The sequence below is a fragment of the Pseudomonas sp. M5 genome, assembly GCF_016907075.1.
Classification (GTDB): domain Bacteria; phylum Pseudomonadota; class Gammaproteobacteria; order Pseudomonadales; family Pseudomonadaceae; genus Aquipseudomonas; species Aquipseudomonas putida_E.
In genome coordinates this window covers 1816539-1838755 of the sequence record NZ_JAFBBH010000001.1, presented here as the reverse complement: position 1 = coordinate 1838755, position 22217 = coordinate 1816539, and the positions used below count along the sequence as shown (strand labels likewise).

The window sequence follows — 22217 nt, the reverse complement described above, 5'->3', positions numbered from 1 at the left end:
TGGATAAGGGCCCGGCCGCGCAGGGCGGCCGGGCGCAGGCTCACAGGGTTGGTGCGGCCACCGGCTGCAGGCGGTGAAGCACGGTTTCGAGCAGTGCACCATGGCTGACGATGGCGTAGTGATCTGCGGCCAGGCACTGGCTGGAGTGGATCGCGTGGCGCGCTTCGAAGGCCTGGCAGACGCCCGCTTCGCTGCTCTGTGCCCACCAGCAGTCCAGGCTGGCGCGTACCGCAGGCAGGGCGTGCACTTGCAGCGACAGGGCCTTGAGGGTCATGGCCACGGTAAACGTGCGCGCCAGATCCTCGCTGCTTTGCAGGCCGTCCATGGCCTCTGCGCCCAGGCTCCGCTCGATCAGTGCCTGCAGCTGCGTGGCATCGGCATTGGCCGCTACCGGGAACAGCGGCAGGCTGTCGGCCGGGCGGCCACTGACCACGGCGAGGAAAGCGCGCAGGTCGCCGCCGCAGTCTTCGTCCAGGGCCGCACCTGGCTCACCCGGTACATACGGGTCAACCAGACCAAGCAGGTCGATCTGCTGGCCCTGGCTCTCCAGCTCGCGGGCCACCAGCAGCGCCAGGGTGCCACCCAGCGACCAGCCCAGCAGGCGGTAGGGGCCTTGGGGCTGCTTCTGGCGGATGTACTGGGCGTAGTCGATGGCCATGGCTTCGAGCGACTCGTCCTGCCACTGGCGGTCGAGCAGCATGCGGTTCTGCAGGCCATAGACACTGCAAACGCCGTCCAGCCGCTGAGCCAGTGCGCGGTAGTCGAACACCGTGCCGAAGCCTGCATGCAGGCAGAACAGCGGTGCCTGGCGTTCGACCTTGCGGTTGAGCAGCAGCAGTGGGTCGAGCGCCGCCTGCTCGCGCGCCTCGGCCGGGCACAGTTCGGCGATGGTCGGGCGGGCGATCAGGTCGCGCAGCTTCAGGTTCAGGCCCAGTTGCGGTTGGTTGCGCAAGCGCGAGAGCACCTTGAGCACACCCAGTGAATCGCCCCCCAGTTCGAAGAAATGATCACTCACCCCAACCTGCTCCAGGCCCAACACATCGGCCCATATCGCCGCCAGCGCACGCTGGCGGTCATCCGCCGGTGCCTGGTACTGGCGTTCGCACATGAGAGGCTCGGGCAGTGCGCGGCGATCGACCTTGCCATTGGGGGTTAGCGGCAAGGCATCGAGCACCATCAGTTGCGCCGGTACCATGTAGTCCGGCAGTACCTGGCGCAGGTACTCGAGCATCGGGATGACAGCCCGCTCGCCGTCGCCACGTACCACGTAACCGACCAGCTGCTTACCGTTGGCACCCTCGCGCGCCACCACCACGGCATCGAGCACGTTGGCGATATCGCGCAGGCGCGCCTCGATCTCACCCAGTTCGATGCGAAAACCGCGGACCTTCACCTGATTGTCCAAACGCCCGAGGTAGTCGAACACCCCGTCCGGGCGCTGGCGTACCAGGTCACCGGTGCGGTACAGGCGCCCGCCAGTGGCGCTGAACGGGTCGGCGACGAAGCGCTCGGCACTCAGCCCCGGGCGGCGGTGATAGCCACGGGCAAGGCCCTCGCCACCGATGTACAGCTCGCCGGCCAGGCCTGCCGGCAGCGGGTTGAGGCAATCATCCAGTACATGCAGCGTGCGGTTGCCCACGGCCACGCCAATGGGTGCATACACCGCTTCGCAGCGCGCCGTCACCGGCACCTTCCACAGCAGTGGGGTGACCACGGTTTCGGTAGGGCCGTAGCCGTTGGTGAGGTACTGCGGTTTGAGCACCTGCTTGACCTGCTCGAAGTTGGCATCGGCCACTGCATCGCCGCCGAAGCAGTAGATGCGCACAGGGGGCGGGGCCGGTTGTGCCTGGCCATATTCGGCCAGTTGCTGAAGATAGGCCGGCGGGAAGCAGGCGATGCTGATGGCCTCGGCATGCAGCACGTCCCAGGTCTGCTGCGGGGTCCACAGGGTGTTGCCACGCACCACCAGCAAGCCCCCGCTGATCAGGGTCGACAGCCAGCGCTCCTGGGCACCGTCGAAGGCGAACGACATGAACAGCAGTTCGCGGGTCGACGGGCCCATTTCATAGCGTTCGATGATCGCCTGGCAGTGCATGCGCAGCGGGCCTCGGGCCACGGCCACGCCCTTGGGGTTACCGGTGGAGCCGGAGGTGTAGATCATGTAACTGAGCTGATCGTCCAGCGCCTGCTGTTGCGGCGCGTGACGCTGCGCGGACAGCTCGCACCGGTCCAGGTCCAGGCGGCGCTCGGGGGCGATGCCCAGGCGCTCGCCGATAACGCTGTCGGTCAGCAACAGGGCCACGTCGGCGTCGCCGATGATCCACTGCAGGCGTTCGGCGGGGTAATCGATGTCCAGCGGCACATAGGCCGCGCCAGCCTTCATCACCGCGTAGAAAGCAACGATGGTGCGCACCGAGCGGTCCAGGGCGATGCCCACCCGGTCCTCGCGCCCGATACCGCGTTCGAGCAGGGTCCAGGCCAGGCGGTTGGCCTGCTCTTCCAATTGCCCGTAGGTCAGTTGCACCCCGTCGCAGCGCACTGCCACCTGGTCTGCACGCTCCTTTGCATGACGGTCGATCAGGCTGGCCAGGTCATGCTGTGCTGTATCGCAGGGCTGTGCGTGTGGCTGCACGACGGTGTCGAGCAGGCCGAGCGTGCCGACTGCCGCCTCGGGGTGGCTCAGCAGGCGTTCGAGCAAGGCTTCGAAGTGGCGGCGGATGGCCTGCACCTGCTGCGCCTGGAAATGGTCCAGGCGGTAGAGGAACTCGATACGCAGGCGGGTATTGAGGTGCACCGCCAAGTCCATCGGGTAGTTGGTGACGTCGCGCAGTTGCGCTTCGCCGAAACGCAGGCCGGCGGCACCGGCCGATTGCAGGCGTTCATCGATGGGGTAGTTCTCGAACACGATGATGCTGTCGAACAGCGCCTGGCCGTTGCTCTGGGCCCAGCGCTGGATGTCCACCAGCGGCGTGTGCTCGTGGTCGCGCACTTCCAGGTTGCAGGTCTGCAACTGTTGCAGCCAGTCCTGCACCGCTTGTGCCGGGTGCGGTGCCTGGATGATCGGCAAGGTGTTGATGAACAGCCCCAGCAGGCTGTCGGCACCCGGGAGGCTGGCCGGGCGACCGGACACGGTGGCGCCGAAGCACACGGTCTGTTGGCCGGTGTAACGTTGCAACAGCAGCACCCAGGCAGCCTGCACCAGGGTGTTGGGGGTTACGCGCAGGCGCTGGGCCTGCTCGCGCAGCCAGGTGGTGCGCTGCTCGTCCCAGTGCAGGTAGAGCGCGCCGTGGCCTTCCTGGGCGCTGCGGCTGCCGGCCGCACCGGCCAGCTGGGTGGGGGCCTGCAGCTCGGCCAGGCGTGGCCGCCAGAAGGCTTCGCTGGCCTGTTGCGCCGGCGCCTGCAGCCAGCGGATGTAGTCGCTGTAGCGGCCTTGCTGAGCCGGCAACGGCTGGCCGGCGTAGCACTGGAACAGTTCACCGAGCAGGCGTGACTGGCTCCAGCCATCCATGAGCATGTGGTGGCTGGTCAGGATCAGTTGGTGGCGCTCGTCATCCAGGCGCACCAGCAACAGGCGCAGCAGGGGCGGGGCGAGCAGGTCGAACGGGCGGCGGCGCTCGGCTTCGGCGGCGGCGGCCAGGCGCGCCGGCTCGACGGCCTGGCCACGCCAGTCCAGCTCCCGGGCGTCGAGCTGGCCCTGGCGCAGCACCACCTGCAGTGGCTCGCTCAGCTGCGGCGCCTGCCAGAAGGCACTGCGCAGCATCTCGTGGCGCTCCACCAACCGGCCCCAGGCGGCGATGAAACGCGGCGCCTCCAGGCCTTGGACCTCGACGCTGGTCTGGTTGATGTAGAAGTCCCCGGCACCGGCATCCTGGGTGTGGAACAGCATGCCCTGCTGCACGGTGGACAGCGGGTAGATGTCCTCGACCTGGTCGCAGGCGAAGGGCAACAGGGCCAGCTGGGCCTGGCTCAGGCGGGCCAGCGGCACGTCCGAAGGGGTCAGGCCCCGGCGCACGCCCTGGCCGCACAGGGCCACGACCTCGCGCAACTCGGCGGCGTAGTCATCGGCCAGGCGCTGCAGTTGAGCCGGCTCGAACATGCGCTGGCTGAAGCTCCAGTTCAAGCGCAGCTCGCCGTCGAACACCTGGCCATTGAGTGCCAGCCAGTTCTGCAGCGGTGCATCGGCGCTGTGTTCGCGGCCTTTGTCTGCCGGGATCGGCCGCATCAGCGTGGCGGCATCGTCGTTGCCACTGTCGAACTGGCCCAGGTAGTTGAAGGTGATACGCGCAGCGGGCAGCGCGGCCAGGGCCTCACGTATTGCCGGGCTGGCGAAGCTGCGCAGGGCACCGAAGAACGCACCTTTGCCCGGCAGGGCGCGCAAGTGTTCCTTGGTCAGCATGATCGCTTCGGCCAGCGAGCTGCCGGCGCTGATGCGGGCCGGGTAGAGGCTGGTCAGCCAGCCGACGCTGCGGGTCAGGTCGGCCTCGACGTCGGCGAAGGCTTCGCGGCCATGGCCTTCGAGTTCCACCAGATGGTCATCGGCGCCGGTCCAGCGTTGCAGCACGCGGGCGAGGGCGGCCAGCAGCAGGTCGTTGATCTGCGTGCGGTAGGCGGCCGGGCAATCCTTGAGCAGGCGCGTGGTGGTCGCGGCATCCAGATGGGTGGTGACGCTGCGGCTGTCGCGCAGGCGCAGCGCAGCGTCGGCATCGATCACCGGCAGCGTGCTGTCGATATCGGCGCACTGGCGTTGCCAGAAGGCGGCTTCCTGCTCCCCGGCCGGGCTCTGTGCGTGCGCTTGCAGGCGCAGGGCCCAGTCCTGCACCGACAGGGTACGCGGTGGCAGCGCGCAGGCCTGGCCGGCAGCCGCCTGGGAATAGGCACTTTGGAGGTCTTCAAGCAGGATGCGCCAGGACACACCGTCAACGGCCAGGTGGTGGATCACCAGCAGCAGGCGCAGCTCACCGTCGACCACCCCCTGCACTGCGCGCAGCAACGGGCCTTGGGCCAGGTCGAGGCTGCCCTGAGCACGGTCGCACAGGCCCTGCCAGCTGTCGCCCTGGCTTGGCTCGAACAGCCAGAGCACGTCGTCGTCGGGCACGTGCGGGGCAAAGTGTGCCTGCCACTCGCCTTGCACCTGGCTGAAGCGCAGGCGCAAGGCATCGTGGGTGGCCAGCAGTGCAGCGAGTGCCTGGCGCACATGGGCCGGGGCCAGCGCCTGGTTGGCCTTGAGCATCACCGACTGGTTCCAGCGCTGCGCCTGTGGTACGGCCTGGGCGAAGAACTGCTGTTGCATCGGCAGTAGCAGGCTGCGACCGCTGGCGGGCAGGTATGCGGCCTCGGCCGGTTCGGCCTGGGTCAGGGTGACGTGGGCCAGCGTGCGCACGGTCTGGTGGCTGAACAGGTCTTTGGGGGTGAAGTGCAGGCCGTCGCGTCGAGCCTGGCTCACCAGTTGGATGGACACGATCGAGTCGCCGCCCAGCTCGAAGAAGTTGTCATCAATGCCCACGTGCTCACGCTTGAGCACCCGCTGCCAGACCTGCACCAGGCGTGCCTGCAGTTCATCTTCGGCGGCGCTGTAGCTGGCCTGGGCCTGAGCCAGCCCCGGGGCGGGCAGGGCCTTGCGGTCGAGTTTGCCATTGGGGCTCAGCGGCATGCGCTGCAGGAACAACCACTGGTTGGGCACCATGTAGTCGGGCAGGTGGGCCAGCAGTGCCTGGCTCAGCTGCTCGCGCTCCGGCAGCGGTGTGCCGGCCTTGGCCACCAGGTAGGCGACCAGCTGGTTGTCCACGGCCAGCACGGCGGCCTCGTGGATGGCGGGTTGCTCCATCAGGCGCGCTTCGATCTCGCCGAGTTCGATGCGCAGGCCGCGGATTTTTACCTGGTGGTCGATGCGCCCGCAGTACTCGATCACGCCGTCGGCGCGGTAGCGCGCCAGGTCGCCCGTGCGGTACATGCGTGCGCCAGGCTGGAACGGGCAGGCAATGAAACGCTCGGCGGTCAGTGCCGGGCGTTGGTGATAACCGCGGGCAAGGCCCACGCCGCCCAGGTACAGCTCGCCGATGACGCCCGCGGGTTGCGGCTGCAGGCCGGCATCAAGGATCCAGCAGGCCAGGTTGGCGATCGGATTACCAATCGGTACGCCGGTCTTACCCTCGTCACGGCAGGTCCAGTGGGTGACGTCGATGGCCGCTTCGGTGGGCCCGTACAGGTTGTACAAGCGGGCCTGCGGCAGTTGCGCGAATACTTGCTGCTGCGCCTCCACCGGCAGTGCTTCGCCACTGCAGACGATGCGCTGCAGGCTGCTGCAGCGGGCAACCTGGTCGTCGAGCAGGAAGGCCTGCAGCATCGAGGGCACAAAGTGCAGGGTGGTGACCTGATGCTGGACGATCAGTTGTACCAGGCGCGCCGGGTCGCGGTGGTCACCCGGTGCGGCGATGGCCAGGCGGGCGCCGGTGATCAACGGCCAGAAGAACTCCCACACCGACACGTCGAAGCTGAAGGGGGTCTTCTGCAGCACTGTGTCGCTGGCATCCAGGCCGTAGGCCGCCTGCATCCACTGCAGTCGGTTGGCCAGGGCCTGGTGGCTGTTACCCGCGCCTTTCGGGCGGCCGGTGGAGCCGGAGGTGTAGATGACGTAGGCCAGTTGCTCGGGCGCGCACGGCAGCTGCGGATCGTGCTCGGGCTGCGCAGCCAACGCCTGGTCGAGCAGGAGCACGGGCAGCCGGGGCGGCAGCGGTAGGCGATCGCGCAGGTGCGACTGGGTCAGCAGCAGGCTGATGCCACTGTCTTCGACCATGTAGCTCAGGCGCTCGGCGGGGTATTCAGGGTCCAGCGGCACGTAGGCGCCGCCGGCCTTGAGGATGGCCAACAGGCCAACCACCAGTTCCAGGCTGCGCTCGGCGGCGATGCCGACCGGCGTGTCCTGGCGCACGCCTTGGGCGATCAGGGCGTGGGCCAGCCGGTTGGCCTGACGGTTGAGCTGGGCGTAGCTCAGCGCGCTGTCGCCGAACAGCAGTGCGGTGGCATCGGGTGTGCGGCGTGCCTGGGCTTCGACCAAGGCATGGACCGACGGCGTGGCAGGGTAGGTGTGGGTGGTGGCGTTCCACTGGGTGAGCAAGCGCTGGCGTTCTTCATCGGCCAGCAGTGTCACCTCGCCAAGCGCCTGCTGCGGGGCATGCACCACTTGCGCCAGCAGGCGCAGCCAGTGGTCACCCAGGCGTTGGATGGACGTGTGGTCGAACAGGGCTGTGGCGTAGGTCAGGCTCGCACTCAGGCCCAGGGCGTCCTCAAAGGTGTTGAGGGTCAGGTCCAGCTGCGCGGTCTCGCCTGCCAGTGGCAGCGGCTCGATGGCCAGGCCGTGGCCGAGGGCCGTTTCGTTCGGCTGGGGCGCGCCGACCTGATGGTTGAACATGACCTGGAACAACGGGTTGTGGCTGAGGTTGCGCTCGGGCTGCAAGGCCTCGACCAGTTGCTCGAAGGGCAGGTCCTGGTGGGCCTGGGCCTGCAAGGTGGTGGTTTTGACCTGGTCGAGCAGTTGCTCGAAAGACAGGGTCGGCTGGCACTGGCCATCGATGACCAGGGTGTTGACGAAGAAGCCGATCAGGTCTTCGGCCTCGACCCGGTTACGGTTGGCGCTGGGCACGCCGACGCGGATGTCCTGCTGGCGGGTGTAACGGTGCAGCAGGGCCATGAACGAGGCCAGCAGCACCATGAACGGTGTGGCCTGGCGTGCCTGGGCCAGCTGGCGCACGGCCAGGGCCAGGGCCGGCGGGATGGCCAGCGGCAGGCGCGCACCGTCGAATCGCTGCACGCTCGGGCGTGGCCGGTCCAATGGCAGTTCCAGCACTGGCACTGCGCTGCCCAGGCGCTGGCGCCAGTAGTCGAGCTGGCGTTCCTGCTCGCCGGCTTCCATCCAGTGGCGTTGCCAGATGGCGTAGTCGGCGTACTGCAGCTGTGGTTCTGGCAACTGGCTGGTCAGGCCCTGGCTGAAGCGGGCGTAGCAGTGGGTCAGCTCCTTGACCATCACCTGCATCGAGCGGCCGTCGCTGATGATGTGGTGCTGCACCAGCAGCAGCACATGGTCATCGCTGCCCACTTGCAGCAACTCGGCACGCAGTAATGGGCCGCAGGCCAGGTCGAAAGGTTCACGTACCCGCGCCTGGATATGGGCCTGTACGGCCTGCTCATCGAGCGTGGTGAGCGTCAGTGCCAGCGCGACGGTGCTGTCGACCTGCTGCGCGACGCCTTGCTCGTCTTCGACGAAACGCGTGCGCAGGCTGTCATGGCGGCGCACCAGCGCCTCAAGGCTGGCCTGCAGCGCAGCGACGTTCAGGGCGCCGCGCAGGCGCAGGGCGCAGGGGATGTGATAGGCGCTGGCCTGGCGGTCGAACTGCCAGAGGAACCATTGACGTTGCTGGGCGAACGACAACGGCAGGCGGTCGAACGCTTCACGTACCTGAGGGATCGGCAGGCTGGCCACCGACAGGCCTTCCTCGCGCATCTTCAACAGGTACTGCCGGCGCTTTTCCAGCGGCAGCAGGACAAAGCGCTTGGCAATTCTCGAAGCGGCAGTGCTGTCCATCAGTGTTCCTCCATTTCGTCGAGCCAGGCTTCGAGGGTGTCGAGCTTGTTTTCATCGACCGCAGTTGTAGTGGTGTCCAGGTGAAGCGCCAGGGCTTGAAGGGTCGGATGCTGGAACAGGGCCTGAGGGGTCAGCTCGCGGCCCAGCTCCAGCTGGATGCGCGAAACGACGTTGATCACCAGCAGCGAATGCCCCCCCAGCTCGAAGAAGTCGTCGTCCAGGCCCACGGCCTGCACGCCGAGCACCTGTTGCCAGATGCCGGCCAGTTGCTCCTGCAACGGTGTGTGGGGGGCGCGGAAGGTGCGTTGGGCGTTGCTGTCGGCTGGTGCCGGCAGGGCACTGCGGTCGAGTTTGCCGTTGACGGTCAGGGGCAGCTGTTCGAGCCACATGCAATGGGCCGGCACCATGTAGTCGGGGAGCTGCGCCTTGAGCGCGGCGCGCAGGGCGCCGGTGTCGCCGCCCTGGCCTGCATGCGCCACCAGGTAGGCGAGCAGGCGGGTGCCGGCGGGCCCCTGGTCGGCGATCACCACTGCCTGCGCCACCGTCGGCTGCGCTAGCAGGCTGGCCTCGACTTCGCCCAGTTCAATACGGAAGCCGCGGACCTTCACCTGTTGGTCGATGCGCCCGATGTATTCGAGGGTGCCGTCGCTACGGCGGCGCGCCAGGTCGCCGGTGCGGTAAAGGCGGCTGCCGGGCTGGGTGGAGAACGGGTTGGCGATGAAGCGCGTGGCGCTCAGCCCGGCGCGGTTGAGGTAGCCTCGGGCGAGGCCCGCCTGGCCGATGTACAGCTCGCCGACGCAGCCCGCCGGAACCGGCTCGAGTTCGCCGTCGAGCAGGTAGCCGCTGAGGTCGTCGATCAGTTCGCCGATCGGGCTCACCGTGCGGTTCAGGTCATCCAGGCCAATCGGTCGATAGGTGACGTGCACAGTGGTTTCGGTGATGCCGTACATGTTCACCAATTGTGGCCGCTGTGCGCCGAAGCGCTCGAACCAGGGGCGCAGTGCAGCCACGTCGAGCGCTTCGCCGCCGAAGATCACAAGGCGCAGGGCAAGGTCTGCCGAGGTGGCGCTGCACGCGGCCTGGGTCAGTGGTTTGAATGCCGAAGGTGTCTGGTTGAGTACGCTCACACGCTCGTCCACCAGCAGCTGCAGGAAGCCCTGCGGGTCGCGGCTCAAGGCCTGCGGCACGATCACCAGGCGGCCTCCATGCAGGAGCGCACCGAAGATCTCCCACACCGAAAAATCGAAGGCAAAGGAGTGGAAAAGGGTCCAGACGTCATTGTGGTCGAAGCGGAACCAGCGATCGCAGGCACTGAACAGCCTCAGGACATTGCGCTGGCTGAGCAGCGTACCTTTGGGCAGGCCGGTGGAGCCGGAGGTGTAGATGATGTAGGCGAGGTTGTCGACGCTGCTGCGCGGCGCGGGATTGTCCACCGGCTGGTCGTCGTAGCCGGCCTCCAGGTTCAGGCGCAGCAGCCCGTCGTACTCTGGCAGTTCGGCGAGCAGGCCTGGCTGGTCGAGCAGCACCTTGATGCCGCTGTCGCGGACCACGAAAGCCAGGCGCTCTGCCGGGTGCGCGGGGTCGAGCGGCACGTAGGCGCCGCCGGCCTTGAGGATGGCCAGCAAGCCGACGATCATCGCGAAGCCGCGCTCTGCCACCAGGCCCACCGGCACCTCGGCGCCCACGCCCGCCGCGATCAGGCGGTGTGCCAGGCGGTTGGCGCGCTGGTTGAGCTCGGCGTAGCTCAAGGCCTGGCCCTGATAGCGCAGGGCAACAGCCTGCGGCTGCCGTTGTACCTGGGCTTCGATGCGTGCCGCCAGCGCTTGCGTTTGTGGGTGGGCGACCGGCGCGCCGTTCCAGGCGTCCTGGACCTGCAAGCGTTCGGCCGGGTCCATCAGGGCCAGTCGTGCGAGCGGCAGCCCTGGCTGGGCCAGGGCCTGTTCGAGCAGGTTCAGCCAGTGCCTGGCCAGGCGTTGCAGGGTGGTGGCGTCGAACAGCGTGCGGTCGTAGGTAAAGCTGGCGCTGAGGCCGTGTTCACCCTGGGCCGTGCTTAGCGCCAGGTCGAACTGGGCCTCCTGCGGCTGGCTGTCCAGTGCCTCCAGGTGCAGCGCACCCAGTGGCGCGGCATCGGCCGCCTGGTGGTGGTTGTACAGCACCTGGAACAAGCCCTGTTGCGGGCCGCGCTGGGGCAGCAGGGCTTCGAGCAGTTGCTCGTAGGGCAGGTCCTGGTGGTCTTGGGCTTCGACCATGGCCTGGCGGGTCTGCGCCAGCAGCCCGGCAAACGACAGGTCGGCCGTGCAGTCGGCGCGCAGCACCAGCGTGTTGACGAAGAAGCCGATCAATTGCTCGGTTTCCAGGCGGTTGCGGTTGGCCACCGGTACGCCGATGCGGATGTCCGGCTGGCCGGTGTAGCGGTGCAGCAGGGCCTGCCAGGCAGCCAGCAGCACCATCGGAACTGTCGCCTGGTGCGCGCTGGCGAAGCGTTGCACGGTTTCGCCCAGTGCCGTGGGCAATACCAGATGCAAGCGTGCTGCCGGGCGCTTGGCGTTGTCGCGACGGGGGTGATCGCAGGGCAGTTCGAGCACCGGTTGCTCGCCGGCCAGGCGTGTGCGCCAGTAGGCCAGCTGGCGCTCGCGCTCGCCGTCATCCAGCCAGCGACGCTGCCAGGCAGCGAAGTCGGCGTATTGCAGTGCCAGTGCGGGCAAGGCTTGGCCTTGATAGAGCGCGCACAGCTCGCGGACCATCACCTGCATCGACCAGGCGTCGGAGACGATGTGGTGCTGCACCAGCACCAGCACGTGGTGGTCGGCCGCCAGGCGCGCCAGCCCTACACGCAGCAGCGGGCCGTTGGCCAGGTCGAAGGGCTGGCCGAGCAGGCCTGCGATAAAGGCTTGGCACTGGCTCTCTTCAAGGGGCTGGCACTGCAGGTTCAGCGACCAGGGGGCGAGGATGTGCTGGCGCGGCCGTTCACCTTCGAGGGTGAAGCAGGTGCGCAGCGCTTCATGGCGGGCAATCAGCTGGTCGAATGCTCGGCTCAGGGCGGTGACATCCAGCGGGCCGCGCAGGCGCAACACGCTGGGAATGTGGTAGGCGCTGCTTTCTGGGGCCAGCTTCCACAGCAGCCACTGGCGCTCCTGGGCGTAAGACAGCGGCAGTTGGTCGCGCGCGGTCTGCACCGGCAGGGCCAGCGGCGTAGCCTTTTGCAAATGCGCCAGGGCCTGGCAGAAGTCGCCCAGGCGCGGCTGGTCGAACAGCAGGCGCAGGGGGAAGTTCAGCGCCAGCTCATGGCGCAGGCGCGAGACTGCCCGCGCCACCAGCAGCGAATGGCCGCCCAGGGCGAAGAAATCATCACCCAGCCCGACGCGTTCGGCCTTTAGCAGCTCGGCCCAGGTGGCCGCAACCTGGCGTTGCAGGTCAGTGGTCGGCGCCAGGTAGCGAGCCTGCGCCGGGCTTTCATCGACCACCGGCAGGGCCTTGCGGTCGAGCTTGCCGTTGGGTGTCAGCGGCATGGCCTGCAACAGGTGCAGGCGTGCTGGCAACATATAGCCTGGCAGTTGCTCACGCAGCGGCGCCAGGCAGTGTTCGATGAAGGCCTGGCTGTCGGCGGGCCTGCTGGCAGGCACCACATAGGCGACCAGTTGAGCCCCATCGACGCCGTCGCGGGCGACCACTGCGGCTTCGCGCACCGCGTCCAGGGTGAGCAGGGCCGCTTCGATCTCGCCCAGCTCGATGCGAAAACCACGGATCTTCACCTGATGATCGACCCGGCCAAGGAAGTCCAGGCTACCGCTGGCGTGGCGGCGCGCCAGGTCGCCGGTGCGGTACAGGCGCTCGCCGGGCTTGCCATAGGGGTGCGGCACGAAGCGTTCGGCGGTCAGGCCGGGGCGCTGGTGGTAACCCTGGGCCAGGCCGTCGCCGCCGATGTACAGGTCGGCCGGTACACCCGGCGGGCTGGGCAGCAGGTTGCCGTCGAGCAGCAACAGGCCGGTGCGTTCGATCGGTTGGCCCAGTTCGGGGCGGGCGCTGGCGCGGGCCAGTGCGTGGCGCGCCGACCAGATGGTGGTTTCGGTCGGGCCGTACAGGTTCCACAGCGCGGCGCAACGGGCCAGCAGCCTTACCGCCAGGTCATCGCCGAGCGCTTCCCCGCCGCATAGCGCGGTCAGTGCAGGCAGGCGTTGGTCGGGGTCATTGTCGAGCAGCATGCGCCATGTCGACGGGGTGGCCTGCAGCACGTCGACGTGCTCGCTGATCAGCAGGTCGAGGATTGCCGCCGGGTCCTGCACGGTGTGCTTGTCGGCCAGCACCATGCACGCCCCGGTGCACAGTGGCAGGTACAGCTCCAGGCCGAAGATGTCGAAGGAGCAGGTGGTGATGCTCAGCAGGCGCTGGCCCGGGTGCAGGCCGGGGGCTTTGGCCATGGCCGCGACGAAATTGGACAGTGCGCCATGGGGCACCATCACGCCCTTGGGGTTGCCAGTCGAACCGGAGGTATAGAGCACGTAGGCCAGTTGCTGCGGTGGGCAGTCCAGGGCCAGGGCCGGTTCGGGCTGGTGCGTGGCCTGCAGGTCGAAGTCATCGAGCAGCAGTACCTGCTGGCCTGGCGTTGGCAGGGCAGCCAGCACCGAGGCCTGGCTCAGCAGCAGGGGGGCGCCGCAATCTTCAAGCATGTAGGCCAGGCGTTCGGCGGGGAACTGGGGGTCCAGCGGCACATACGCCGCGCCGGCCTTGAGGGTGGCCAGCAAGGCGACGACCAGCGGCGCGCCGCGCTCCAGGGCCACCGCCACTCGCTCGCCCGGGCGGATGCCGGCGGCTTGCAGCCGGCGGGCGAGGTGCTCGGCGGCGTTGTCGAGGGCGCGGTAGCTCAGGCGCGTGTCGCCGGCGACCAGCGCAACGGCCTCGCCGTGGCTGCGCGCCAGGCGTGCGAACTGCTGGTGCACGGCCAGGCCGTCGAGGGCATCGCCAGCGGGGCCCTGTGCGGCCGCCAGCCACTGTTCACGCTGCAAGGCAGGTTGCGCATGAAGCTCACCGATTGCGCACTCGGGGTGGTCGAGCATGGCCTGGAGGATGGCCAGCCAGTCCTCGCCCAGCCGCAAAGCGGTGGCTGCCTCGAACAGCGCGGCATCGTAGTCGAGGCTGATGCCGAGCCGCTCGCGACCCGCCTGAACGTTGAGGCTGAGGTCGAACTTGGCGGCAGTCGGCGCACTGGGCAAGGGCTCGATGTGCAAACCTGCGAAACCGGCCGGGGGCTGCTCGGCATTGTCGCTGGTCCAGTTGAACAGGCAGTGGAACAGTACGCCGTTGGTGCCTTGGCGTTGTTCGGCAAGCGCTTGCTCAAGCGGGTAGTCGGCATGTTCCAGGCACGCCAGGGCGTGCTTGCGCACCTGCTCGAGCAGGCCGGCCACGGACTGGCGTGGGTCCAGGCGTGCCCGGTGGATCTGGCTGTTGACGAAAAAGCCGATCAGGTCCTGTACCTGTTCCTGGGTGCGCCCGGCATTGGGCACACCAACGATGAAATCCTCCTGCCGGGCATGGCGGCCAAGTACCAGTTGCCAAGCGGCCAGCAGCACCATGAACGGCGTCAGGCCATTGGCCCGGCAGGCTGCCTGCAGCTGGCTGAACAGCGCGGCGGGCAACGCCAGGGTGCAGGTCCCGGCGGCGGTGGCGGGGCGGCTGTCGCGCGGGTGATCGGTGGGCAGTTCCAGCCGTTGCAGGCCACCTTGCAGGTACTGGCGCCAGTAGCTGGCGGCGCGTTCGTGGGCCGGGCTGGCCTGGTAGACGCCGCGCTGCCAGTGGGCGAAGTCCAGGTACTGCACCGCTGGGCGAGGCAGCTGACAGTCACTGCCGGCGCAGGCGTTGGCGTAGGCCTGCGAGAGGTCGCGCAGCAGCACCGGATTGGACCAGGCATCACTGACGATGTGGTGGCTGGTCAGGGCCAGCACATGGCGTTGCGCGCCCAGCTGGTACAGGCAGGCGCGCAGCAGTGGGGCCTGGGTGAGGTCGAACGGGGTGGCGGCTTCGGTGTGCAGCGCCTCGCGCAGCACGTGCTGTGGTTGGCTGCGCAGGTCGACGCAGCGCAGGTTCAGCCGCGCTGCGCGGTCGACCTGCTGGCGTGGCTGGCCCTGCACCTCGTTGATGCGGGTACGCAGGATGTCGTGACGGTCGATGACCCGGTCCAGTGCCTGTTGCAGGTCTTGCGCCTGCAGCGGGCCCTGGAGCAAAAAGGCGCGCGGCTGGTTGTAGGTGGCGGCATCGGGGTCGAGCTGATCGAGCAGCCACAACTGCTCCTGGGCGAACGACAGCGGCGCGTGGTCGGCGCCGTGGGCAATGATGCCGGCAGGGGCAGCGACGGTTTCGTCGAGCTCGCAGAGCAGGGCCAGCAGCGCGTCATCGGTGGATTGGTTCTGGGGTGTCATCTCGGTCTCGCCATCACTGGAGAATTAAGCGTACTGAGAGAGACGAAGGGGCAGGGGGGTGATTTAGGCAGGTGACGAAACAGCTGCACCCGGCGCGCGTGGGGCGCGCCGGGTGGGGCTCAGGCGAGGGCGGGTGCGTGTTCGACGACGACTTTGCCGGCCTGCAGCCGCACCAGCTGGTCGGCGATGTCGAAGTAGCGGTCATCGTGGGAAATGACAATGATGGTCTTGCCCAGGCGCTTGAGGTCCGGCAGCAGCTCGGTGTAGAAAATCCGCCGGAAGGTCGGGTCCTGGTCGGCGGCCCATTCGTCGAACACCAGCACCGGGCGCTCTTCCAGCCAAGCGTTGATCAGCGCCAGGCGCTTGCGCTGGCCGGTGGACAGGTCGGTGGTGCTGAACGCACCGTCCTTGACGCTGACCTTGTGGGCGATTTCCAGGCGCTCCAGGTAGCGGTTGGCGTCTTCGGGGATGTGCGTGTCCCCCTGCACCACATCATCGAACAGGTAGTAGTCGGCAAACACCGTGGTGAACAATTGCCGGTAGTCGTCGCGAACCTGTGCGTCGACGGCCTGGCCGTTGAGCAGGATCTGCCCCTGTTGCGGCGTGTACAGGCCCAGCAGCAACTTGATCAGGGTGGTCTTGCCACAGCCGTTTTCACCGACCACGAAGACGATGTCGCCCTGGGCGATGCGCAGGTTCACCGGCCCTACCTGGAACGGTTGGGCACCGGGGCTGGCTTGATAGGCATAGCTCACCTCGCGCAATTCCAGGCTGTCGACCACGACAGGCTTGTTGCCGTGGTCCTCCAGCAGCAGGTGCGCTTCAGGCGAAGAAAACTGCTCGGAAAGCTCGGCGATACGGCGAAAGGCGATTTGCGCGCGGCTGACCACCGGCAAGGTACCGATCAGGTGTTCCAGCGGGCCTTTCATGTACAGCAGCACCAGCACGAAGCCGCTGATGGCCTTGGGGTCGGCGCTTGGCCAGAGGAACTGCAGGGTCAGGCCCAGGCCGATGACCACGAAGAACAGCATGGAGCCGAAGCTCTTGGCAATGACGAACGTGTTGATCGAGCGGACCTGAGTGGCGCAGATCGCGTCGGCGGTGTCCTGGATGCCTTGGCGGAACATGCGCTGGCGCCGCGGGCGGTGGATGCGCAGCTCCTTGGCCCCCTCGGCGATGGCGTGGTAGTGCTTCTGCAGCCGGTCTTCCGCGTCGCGCGCCGCCATGAAGCCTTTGATGCCACGGCCTCGAGCGATGTACTGGACGACACTGCCGATACCGATTGCCAGCAGCATCATCAGGAACATCGGCAGTGACAGGGTGGCCAGGTAGCCGAGGCAGCCAAGGGTTACGGTCAGCGAGATTGCCAGGGGCGCAAAGGCGAAGGCGAAGTCGCTGATGGTATCGACGTCATGGGTCAGTACCGGGATCAGGCGGTGGCTGCGGAAACGTTCGATCTGCTCGATCGGGGCCGACAGCACCTTCTCGCCCAGGGCTTTGCGCAGTTTGGCGATGATGTGCTGGCCGACGTAGTTGGTGCCGATGTCGGAGCAGATCGAGCTGGCCAGAGCCAGCGCACACAGCCCGGCGAAGCCGAGGATCACGCTGTTGCTCAGGCCGCCGTCGGCGTGCAGGCCACTGTTGATGGTGGCCAGCAGTGCGGTAACGCTCAGGCCGCCGACCATGCCCATGACGACCGACAGGGTGACGATCGGCCAGAACGGTTTGAGCAGGGTGAATAGCTCGCTCAGCGCCCCGCGGGTTTTGGAGGTCATGTTGAATTCCTGGATCAGAGGCAAAAGTACATCGTTATGACGAGTGGCCCGCGGGGCAATTTAACCGCGTACCGTCACAGGTCGCGGACCACCCGCACACCCAGCCAGTCACCCAGGCGGCCCGGGAAATTGGTGTTGCGGTTGCCGGAGCGGGAGAAGATCGGCGCCTCGCCCCAGTCGTTGCCGCGGATACTTACCACCTTGCAGCTGTCCTTGGCCCGGCTGGCCTGGCCCCAGGCACTGCCGTCGGCCGGGGCGCCTTCATAGCTGTTGTGGTAGCAGTCGGCGACCCATTCGTAGACATTGCCGTGCATGTCGTACACGCCAAAGGCGTTGGCCGGGTAACTGCCCACGGGCGAGCTATAGCTGTAGCCATCCTTGGGGCCATAGACGTTGGCGTGCTGGCTGATTTCCAGGGTGCTGTCCGGGTCGATCGGGAAGGGGAACATACCGGTGCTGGCGCCGCGTGCGGCATATTCGCGTTGGGCCTCGCTGACCATGCGGTAATGCTTGCCGGTCTTTTTCGACAGCCAGGCCACGTAGTCCTGCACATCGTGGTAGCTCATGCACACTGCCGGTTGCTGCGGGCCCTGTTTGTAACTGGGCTTGCTGGCGGTGCAGCGGCGGCCAGGGCGATCGTCGCCGTCGGCGATGCGTGTGCCCGTAGCCTCGAGGTAGCCGTCCCATTGCTCGGCGGTCACCTGGAAGCGGCTGATGGCGAAGGGCTTGGCGAAGGTCACCGCATGCTGCGGACCTTCGTCATCCTGGCGCCCCATTTCGTCGGCCGGGGTGCCCATGTTGAAGGTGCCGGCGGGCAGTACCACCATCTCCGGGCAGAGCTTGTCGCAGTCACGGAACACCGTGCCAGGGGTATCGGCGGTTTGTGCTGCCAGGGCCGGCAGGCTGCAGGCGGCCAGCAGGCCGGCCAGGGTCAGGCGATGCAGGGAAGCGGTCATGGTGATGCCTTGTCAGAGTTGTTGGGTAATCAGGGCCATGGCCCGGTCGATCTGCTGCTCGTCATTGAGCAGGCTGGGGGCCAGGCGGATCACCGGGCCGACATCGCGATACACCGCATCGCACATCACCTTGTTGGCAGTGAGGTGGGCGGCGACGGCGTCGGCGTCGCGGTCCTTGATGCGGAAAAACGTGAAACCGGCCGAATAGCGCTCGCTGCGCGGTGTCACCAGCTGGACCTGACGGTGCTCGGCGAGGCGCGCCTTGAGCAGGCTGTTGAGCTGGTGGATGCGCTGTTGCACGTCGGCCTTGCCCAGCGCCAGGTGCAGTTTGAAGGCCTCGTTGGTGGCCCAGCGGTGTTCGAAGGCGTGGTAGCCGCCAGGGGTCATGATGGTGGCGAAGTCTTCATCGCGGGAGAACGTGGCGATGGTCGGGGTGAGGTGCTCCATGCCGGTGGAGGCTGCGCAGATGATGCCCGTACCGCGCGGGCCGAACATCCACTTGTGGGTGCCGGCGATGAAGTAGTCGCAGTTGAAGTCGGCAAAACGCACGTTCTCCACACCGAAGCCGTGCACGCCGTCGACCACATAGAGAATGCGCTCGGCTTCGCTGCGGTTGCGGTTGTGCTGGCGCACCAGCGCGCCGATCTCACCCACCGGCAGCTTGACGCCACTGCCGGAGTGCACCCAGGTCATGCCGAGCACGCGGGTGTGCGGCTGGATGGCTTTGTCCAGGGTGCTCAGCACCTGGTCGGTGGAGACTGTCCATGGGTCGTCGAACAGGCGGATCTTGCGGGTCAGGGTGCCCTGGCGCTGGGCGCGGAAGGCCAGCGCCTTGTGGGTGGAGTAATGCTCGTGCTCGGTGACCAGGATTTCCTGGTGGGCGCCGACCTTCAGGCCGCCATAGATCATCGCCAGGCCTTCGGTGGTGCTGCCGGTCAGGGCCACCTGGCGCGGCTTGACCTCAAGGTAGCGCCCGGCCCACTCGCGCACCTCGTCCTCGCGCTGCCATTCGTACTGGCTTTCCCAGTCCATCAGGGCGGCGGGGTTGCGGTCCAGCGCGGCACGGTGGCGGTCGATCGCTGCCTGTACCGGGCGCGGGTGGGCGGTCACCAGGAAGTTGGCGAAGTGCGCGACCTGTGGGTCGAGCGGGAACAGCGTGCGCAGGTTGCGCCATTTGTCGGGGCCGCTCAGTGGTGTGCTGGCGCCAGCCAGGGCCTGGGGCAGCAGTGGCAGGCTCGCGGCCAGCAGGCCGGCCTGTTTCAGGAAACTACGGCGGTTGCTCATGGTAGGCAGGGCTCGGCTCAACGGTTGGCGACAGGCTGGGCAGCGCTCTGGACTTGCTCCCAGGCGCGCAGGAAATTGCCCGCCCAGAGCTTTGCAATGTCCGTTTCGCTGTAGCCGCGGGTCAGCAGTTCGGCGGTGACGTTGCTAATTTCGCTGACGTCCTTCCAGCCCTCCAGGCCGCCACCATCGTTGAAGTCCGAGGCGATGCCGACGTGGTCGATACCCACCTTTTTCACGGTGTAGTCGATGGCGTCGACATACTGTTTCAAGGTTGCTTTGGGTTCGTCTTCGAGGATGGCGTACAGCGAGCTTGCATACTCGCCGAAGCGTGCCTCGGGCCAGATGGCGATCACCGCGTCGCCCGGCATCAGGGCATTGGTCAGGCCTTGCAATGGTTGCAAGTCGAAGCGCGCACGCAGGGCATCGAGCTTATCCACCACCGGCTGGGTCAACGGCTTTAGGTACTGACCGAAGCCGACCACCTGGATCACGCCGCCGCTCTGCTTGATCAGTTGCATCTCCTTGTCGGAGAGGTTGCGCGGGATATCCACCATCGCCCGCGGTGCCGAGTGCGAAGCGATGATTGGCGCGCGCGACAGGCGAGCGACATCTTCGAGTGCCAAGGTGGACATCTGTGACACATCGATGATCACCCCCAGGTCGTTCAGGCGTTTCACTGCCTGCTCGCCCAGCGGTGACAGGCCGCCGAGGGCGTCGGCGGTGTCGTTGAAGAACGGCAGCGGCCGCGAAGAATCGGCCCAGTCGTTGTTGCCGACGTAGCTGAAGCCGAACATGCGCATGCCACGTGCTGCCCACAGGTCAAGCTGCGACAGGTCGTGGCCCAGCGGGTAGGCATTGAGCATGCTGATGAAGATGGCGAACTTGCCTTCGCCGTTGAGGCGCCGGAAGTCGTCAGGGGTGTAAGCGATACCGACCTGGTTGGGGAAGTCGCGGACCATGCCGGTGATGATCTTGTAGCGCCCTTCCTGTTCTTGCCGGGCGGCATCGACGAAGCCGGGGGTGGGGCGGTGCGGGGCGTTCGGGCCGTTCCAGATTTCCGGCCAGCCGAACACGGTCAGGGCGGCACCAGAGAGGCGGCCGCGGTTGGCCTTGACCAGGTCGAACTGGCCCGGGCCATCCTTGTCTACTTCGTGCCCCTCGCTGCCCATGCTCAATGGCACGGTGATATGGCTGTCGAACGAGAGCATGTGCTCGTGCAGCTCCTCAGCCTGCTGCACGATCTTCAGCGGGTAGCCTGCGTGCAGGTGCCGCCAGTAGAAGTAGCCAGCGGCACTTGCCAGGGCAACGGTCAGGGCCAGGGGCAGGCCGATGTACAGGGCTTTGCGGGAACGGGTCTTGGTCATTGCCATCTCGTTGCGCGGTGATCGGGGCGGCTGCCGGCTCAGGGTTTGCTGCGCGGGCAGGGCTTGGGTATCAGGTGGACGAACAACGGCGGGGCAAATTTATCGTTGGCTGCGTCACAGGCCGTCTGCCTGCGGCGGTAAATTTTGCGTACTGCACAACGTTCTAGCCTTGGACGGGCCGTGCTCCATGGCCGCAATGAATGCTCAGGTAGTGCAATGACGATTTCTCGACGCGGGTTCATCGCCGGTGTGGCATTGACAGGCATGGCGGTGCCCGGTGCGCTGTATGTGCGGCACGTGCAGCGCCAGCAGTTCGACGAGCAGTATCCTGAAACCCCGGGCGAAGCCGTTGTCGAACTTGCCGATGCGCCCCTGCAGCAGTTGGGCGACACCTTGCGCGGGTGCTGGCGCTGGACAGCGCAGGGCAGGGACGCAGGGCTGCACGGTTTGCCTGATGGGGAGCTGGAGCTGTTGCTGGACGTTGCCCACAGTGGGCGTGGCCTGCGTGGTTACTTGGACACGCCCGAGCGCCTGCGTGGTCCGCAAGAGCCGCGCTATCGCGTGATGGGCGACCTGCTGGGGGACAAGCCAGGGACACTGCGCTGGCGGCTGTTTTCGACGCAGCCGGGCCAGGAGCAGGCGAACTATGAGTGCCAGGTGGTCCTCGACGAAGCCTGGGGCGGGTTCGGCAACGCCGGTCAGGCGACACTCAATGGCCGCATCCTGCCGCTGAACCGCGCATTGACGCTGCCCGAGCAGGACAACCGGTTTCTAGCGCTCAAGCGGCCTTTCCCCGAGGCCCGCGAACGGGCGCCCCTGGCACCGGCCTTGCTGGCGAGGCTGATCGCGCCGGAGCATCGATTGTTCCACCAGCTCTGGCATGCCGCGCGCGACAAGTGGCACAAGCTGGACGAGGACAAACAGGCAGCGCTGCGCGGCCTGGGCTGGCAGCCAGGGCCGCGGGGCCATGAACGCGATGCGCGGGGCCGGCACAAGGACCGCAACGGTTCGGGCGTGGATTTTTTCTTCATGCACCGGCACATGCTGGGTGCTGCCCGGGCCCTCCAGGACCTACCCTCCTGGCCGCGTTTTCCGCTGCCGCAGCCGGAGCTTGAGCGCGACCGTATCGGCTTCGCCCGCTATTTCGACAACCATGATGGCAATGCCCTACCGCCTACCTGGCTGGCTTCGGACGATGCCGCGTACACCCAATGGGTGCGCGATATAAAGACGCCCGAAACGTTCCATGCCAACTTCCAGGTCTGGGAGTCGAAGTACACTGATCCGCACTACCTGAGCACGCTTACGCTGGGGCAGTTCGGGTCGGAAATGGAGCTGGGTTTGCACGACTGGCTGCACATGCGCTGGGCTTCGGTGCCGCGCGACCCTTCCAGTGGCCTGCCAGTGCCCTTCGCTCGCAAACCGGAGGATTTTGCCGCGCGTTGGTTCCAGGCCGAGAACGACTTCCTCGGCGACCCGTTTTCATCCCATGTGAACCCGGTGTTCTGGCACTTCCACGGCTGGATCGACGACCGTATCGAGGATTGGTTCCGTGCCCATGAGCGGGTCCACCCGGGCCAGGTCAGGCGCCTGGAAGTCAATGGTGTGCCGTGGTTCGCGCCTGGGCGCTGGGTCGAAGTGGCCGACCCGTGGCTGGGGCCAGACACCCACGGTTGCTCGACGGTACCGGGGCTGCGGCCTGGGCGCAGCGTGGAGATGGACCCTGAGACCATGAAGCTGGCGTTGCGCATCATCTTTGGCGACGATGACCTGTTCGCCAAGCTGCGGCCGAAAGTCCCGCAACGCCCCTGGTACGCGCGCAATCTGAAACTGGCTCAGCGCTGAAA

7 protein-coding genes are annotated in these 22217 nt (G+C 67.0%); 1 reads left to right on the top strand and 6 read right to left on the bottom strand.

Features of this window, described 5'->3' with window-relative positions:
- Nucleotides 1-40 precede the first annotated feature (40 nt).
- The 6 genes from JOE27_RS08360 to pvdM all read right to left on the bottom strand — a co-directional run bounded on the left by JOE27_RS08360 (nucleotide 41) and on the right by pvdM (nucleotide 20370).
- Complete coding sequence (locus tag JOE27_RS08360; RefSeq protein WP_204918508.1) at nucleotides 41-8578, bottom strand: non-ribosomal peptide synthetase; 8538 nt, start codon at nucleotides 8576-8578, stop codon at nucleotides 41-43.
- On the bottom strand, nucleotides 8578-14991 hold the full coding sequence (locus tag JOE27_RS08355; protein ID WP_204918505.1) for a non-ribosomal peptide synthetase: 6414 nt from the start codon (nucleotides 14989-14991) through the stop codon (nucleotides 8578-8580). The genes JOE27_RS08360 and JOE27_RS08355 overlap by 1 nt, the downstream gene beginning before the upstream one ends.
- A 119-nt stretch (nucleotides 14992-15110) precedes the next feature.
- The gene (locus tag JOE27_RS08350) at nucleotides 15111-16766 is read right to left on the bottom strand and encodes a cyclic peptide export ABC transporter (RefSeq protein WP_046785267.1); all 1656 of its coding nucleotides are present in this window, start codon (nucleotides 16764-16766) and stop codon (nucleotides 15111-15113) included.
- 74 nt (nucleotides 16767-16840) lie between these two features.
- Nucleotides 16841-17722 (bottom strand): formylglycine-generating enzyme family protein, encoded by an 882-nt coding sequence (locus JOE27_RS08345; RefSeq protein WP_046785266.1) that lies wholly within the window; start codon nucleotides 17720-17722, stop codon nucleotides 16841-16843.
- A 12-nt stretch (nucleotides 17723-17734) separates the two neighbouring features.
- Nucleotides 17735-19006 carry an aminotransferase class V-fold PLP-dependent enzyme gene (locus JOE27_RS08340; RefSeq protein ID WP_115274267.1) on the bottom strand — a complete coding sequence of 424 codons (1272 nt, stop codon included), beginning with the start codon at nucleotides 19004-19006 and terminating at the stop codon, nucleotides 17735-17737.
- 17 nt (nucleotides 19007-19023) lie between these two features.
- Nucleotides 19024-20370, bottom strand: coding sequence for a pyoverdine-tailoring dipeptidase-like protein PvdM (pvdM, locus tag JOE27_RS08335; protein WP_046785264.1), 1347 nt, complete (start codon nucleotides 20368-20370; stop codon nucleotides 19024-19026).
- A gap of 216 nt (nucleotides 20371-20586) precedes the next feature.
- Here pvdM and JOE27_RS08330 point away from each other — a divergent pair, with 216 nt between their 5' ends.
- On the top strand, nucleotides 20587-22215 hold the full coding sequence (locus JOE27_RS08330) for a PvdJ/PvdD/PvdP-like protein (protein ID WP_204918503.1): 1629 nt from the start codon (nucleotides 20587-20589) through the stop codon (nucleotides 22213-22215).
- The last annotated feature ends 2 nt before the right edge of the window (nucleotides 22216-22217 follow it).

What these genes read in the sequence shown, in the direction of transcription:
- JOE27_RS08360 (WP_204918508.1), bottom strand. Translation starts at nt 8,578, where the DNA reads ATGGACAGCACTGCCGCTTCGAGAATTGCCAAGCGCTTTGTCCTGCTG.
- JOE27_RS08355 (WP_204918505.1), bottom strand. Translation starts at nt 14,991, where the DNA reads ATGACACCCCAGAACCAATCCACCGATGACGCGCTGCTGGCCCTGCTC.
- JOE27_RS08350 (WP_046785267.1), bottom strand. Translation starts at nt 16,766, where the DNA reads ATGACCTCCAAAACCCGCGGGGCGCTGAGCGAGCTATTCACCCTGCTC.
- JOE27_RS08345 (WP_046785266.1), bottom strand. Translation starts at nt 17,722, where the DNA reads ATGACCGCTTCCCTGCATCGCCTGACCCTGGCCGGCCTGCTGGCCGCC.
- JOE27_RS08340 (WP_115274267.1), bottom strand. Translation starts at nt 19,006, where the DNA reads ATGAGCAACCGCCGTAGTTTCCTGAAACAGGCCGGCCTGCTGGCCGCG.
- pvdM (WP_046785264.1), bottom strand. Translation starts at nt 20,370, where the DNA reads ATGACCAAGACCCGTTCCCGCAAAGCCCTGTACATCGGCCTGCCCCTG.
- JOE27_RS08330 (WP_204918503.1), top strand. Translation starts at nt 20,587, where the DNA reads ATGACGATTTCTCGACGCGGGTTCATCGCCGGTGTGGCATTGACAGGC.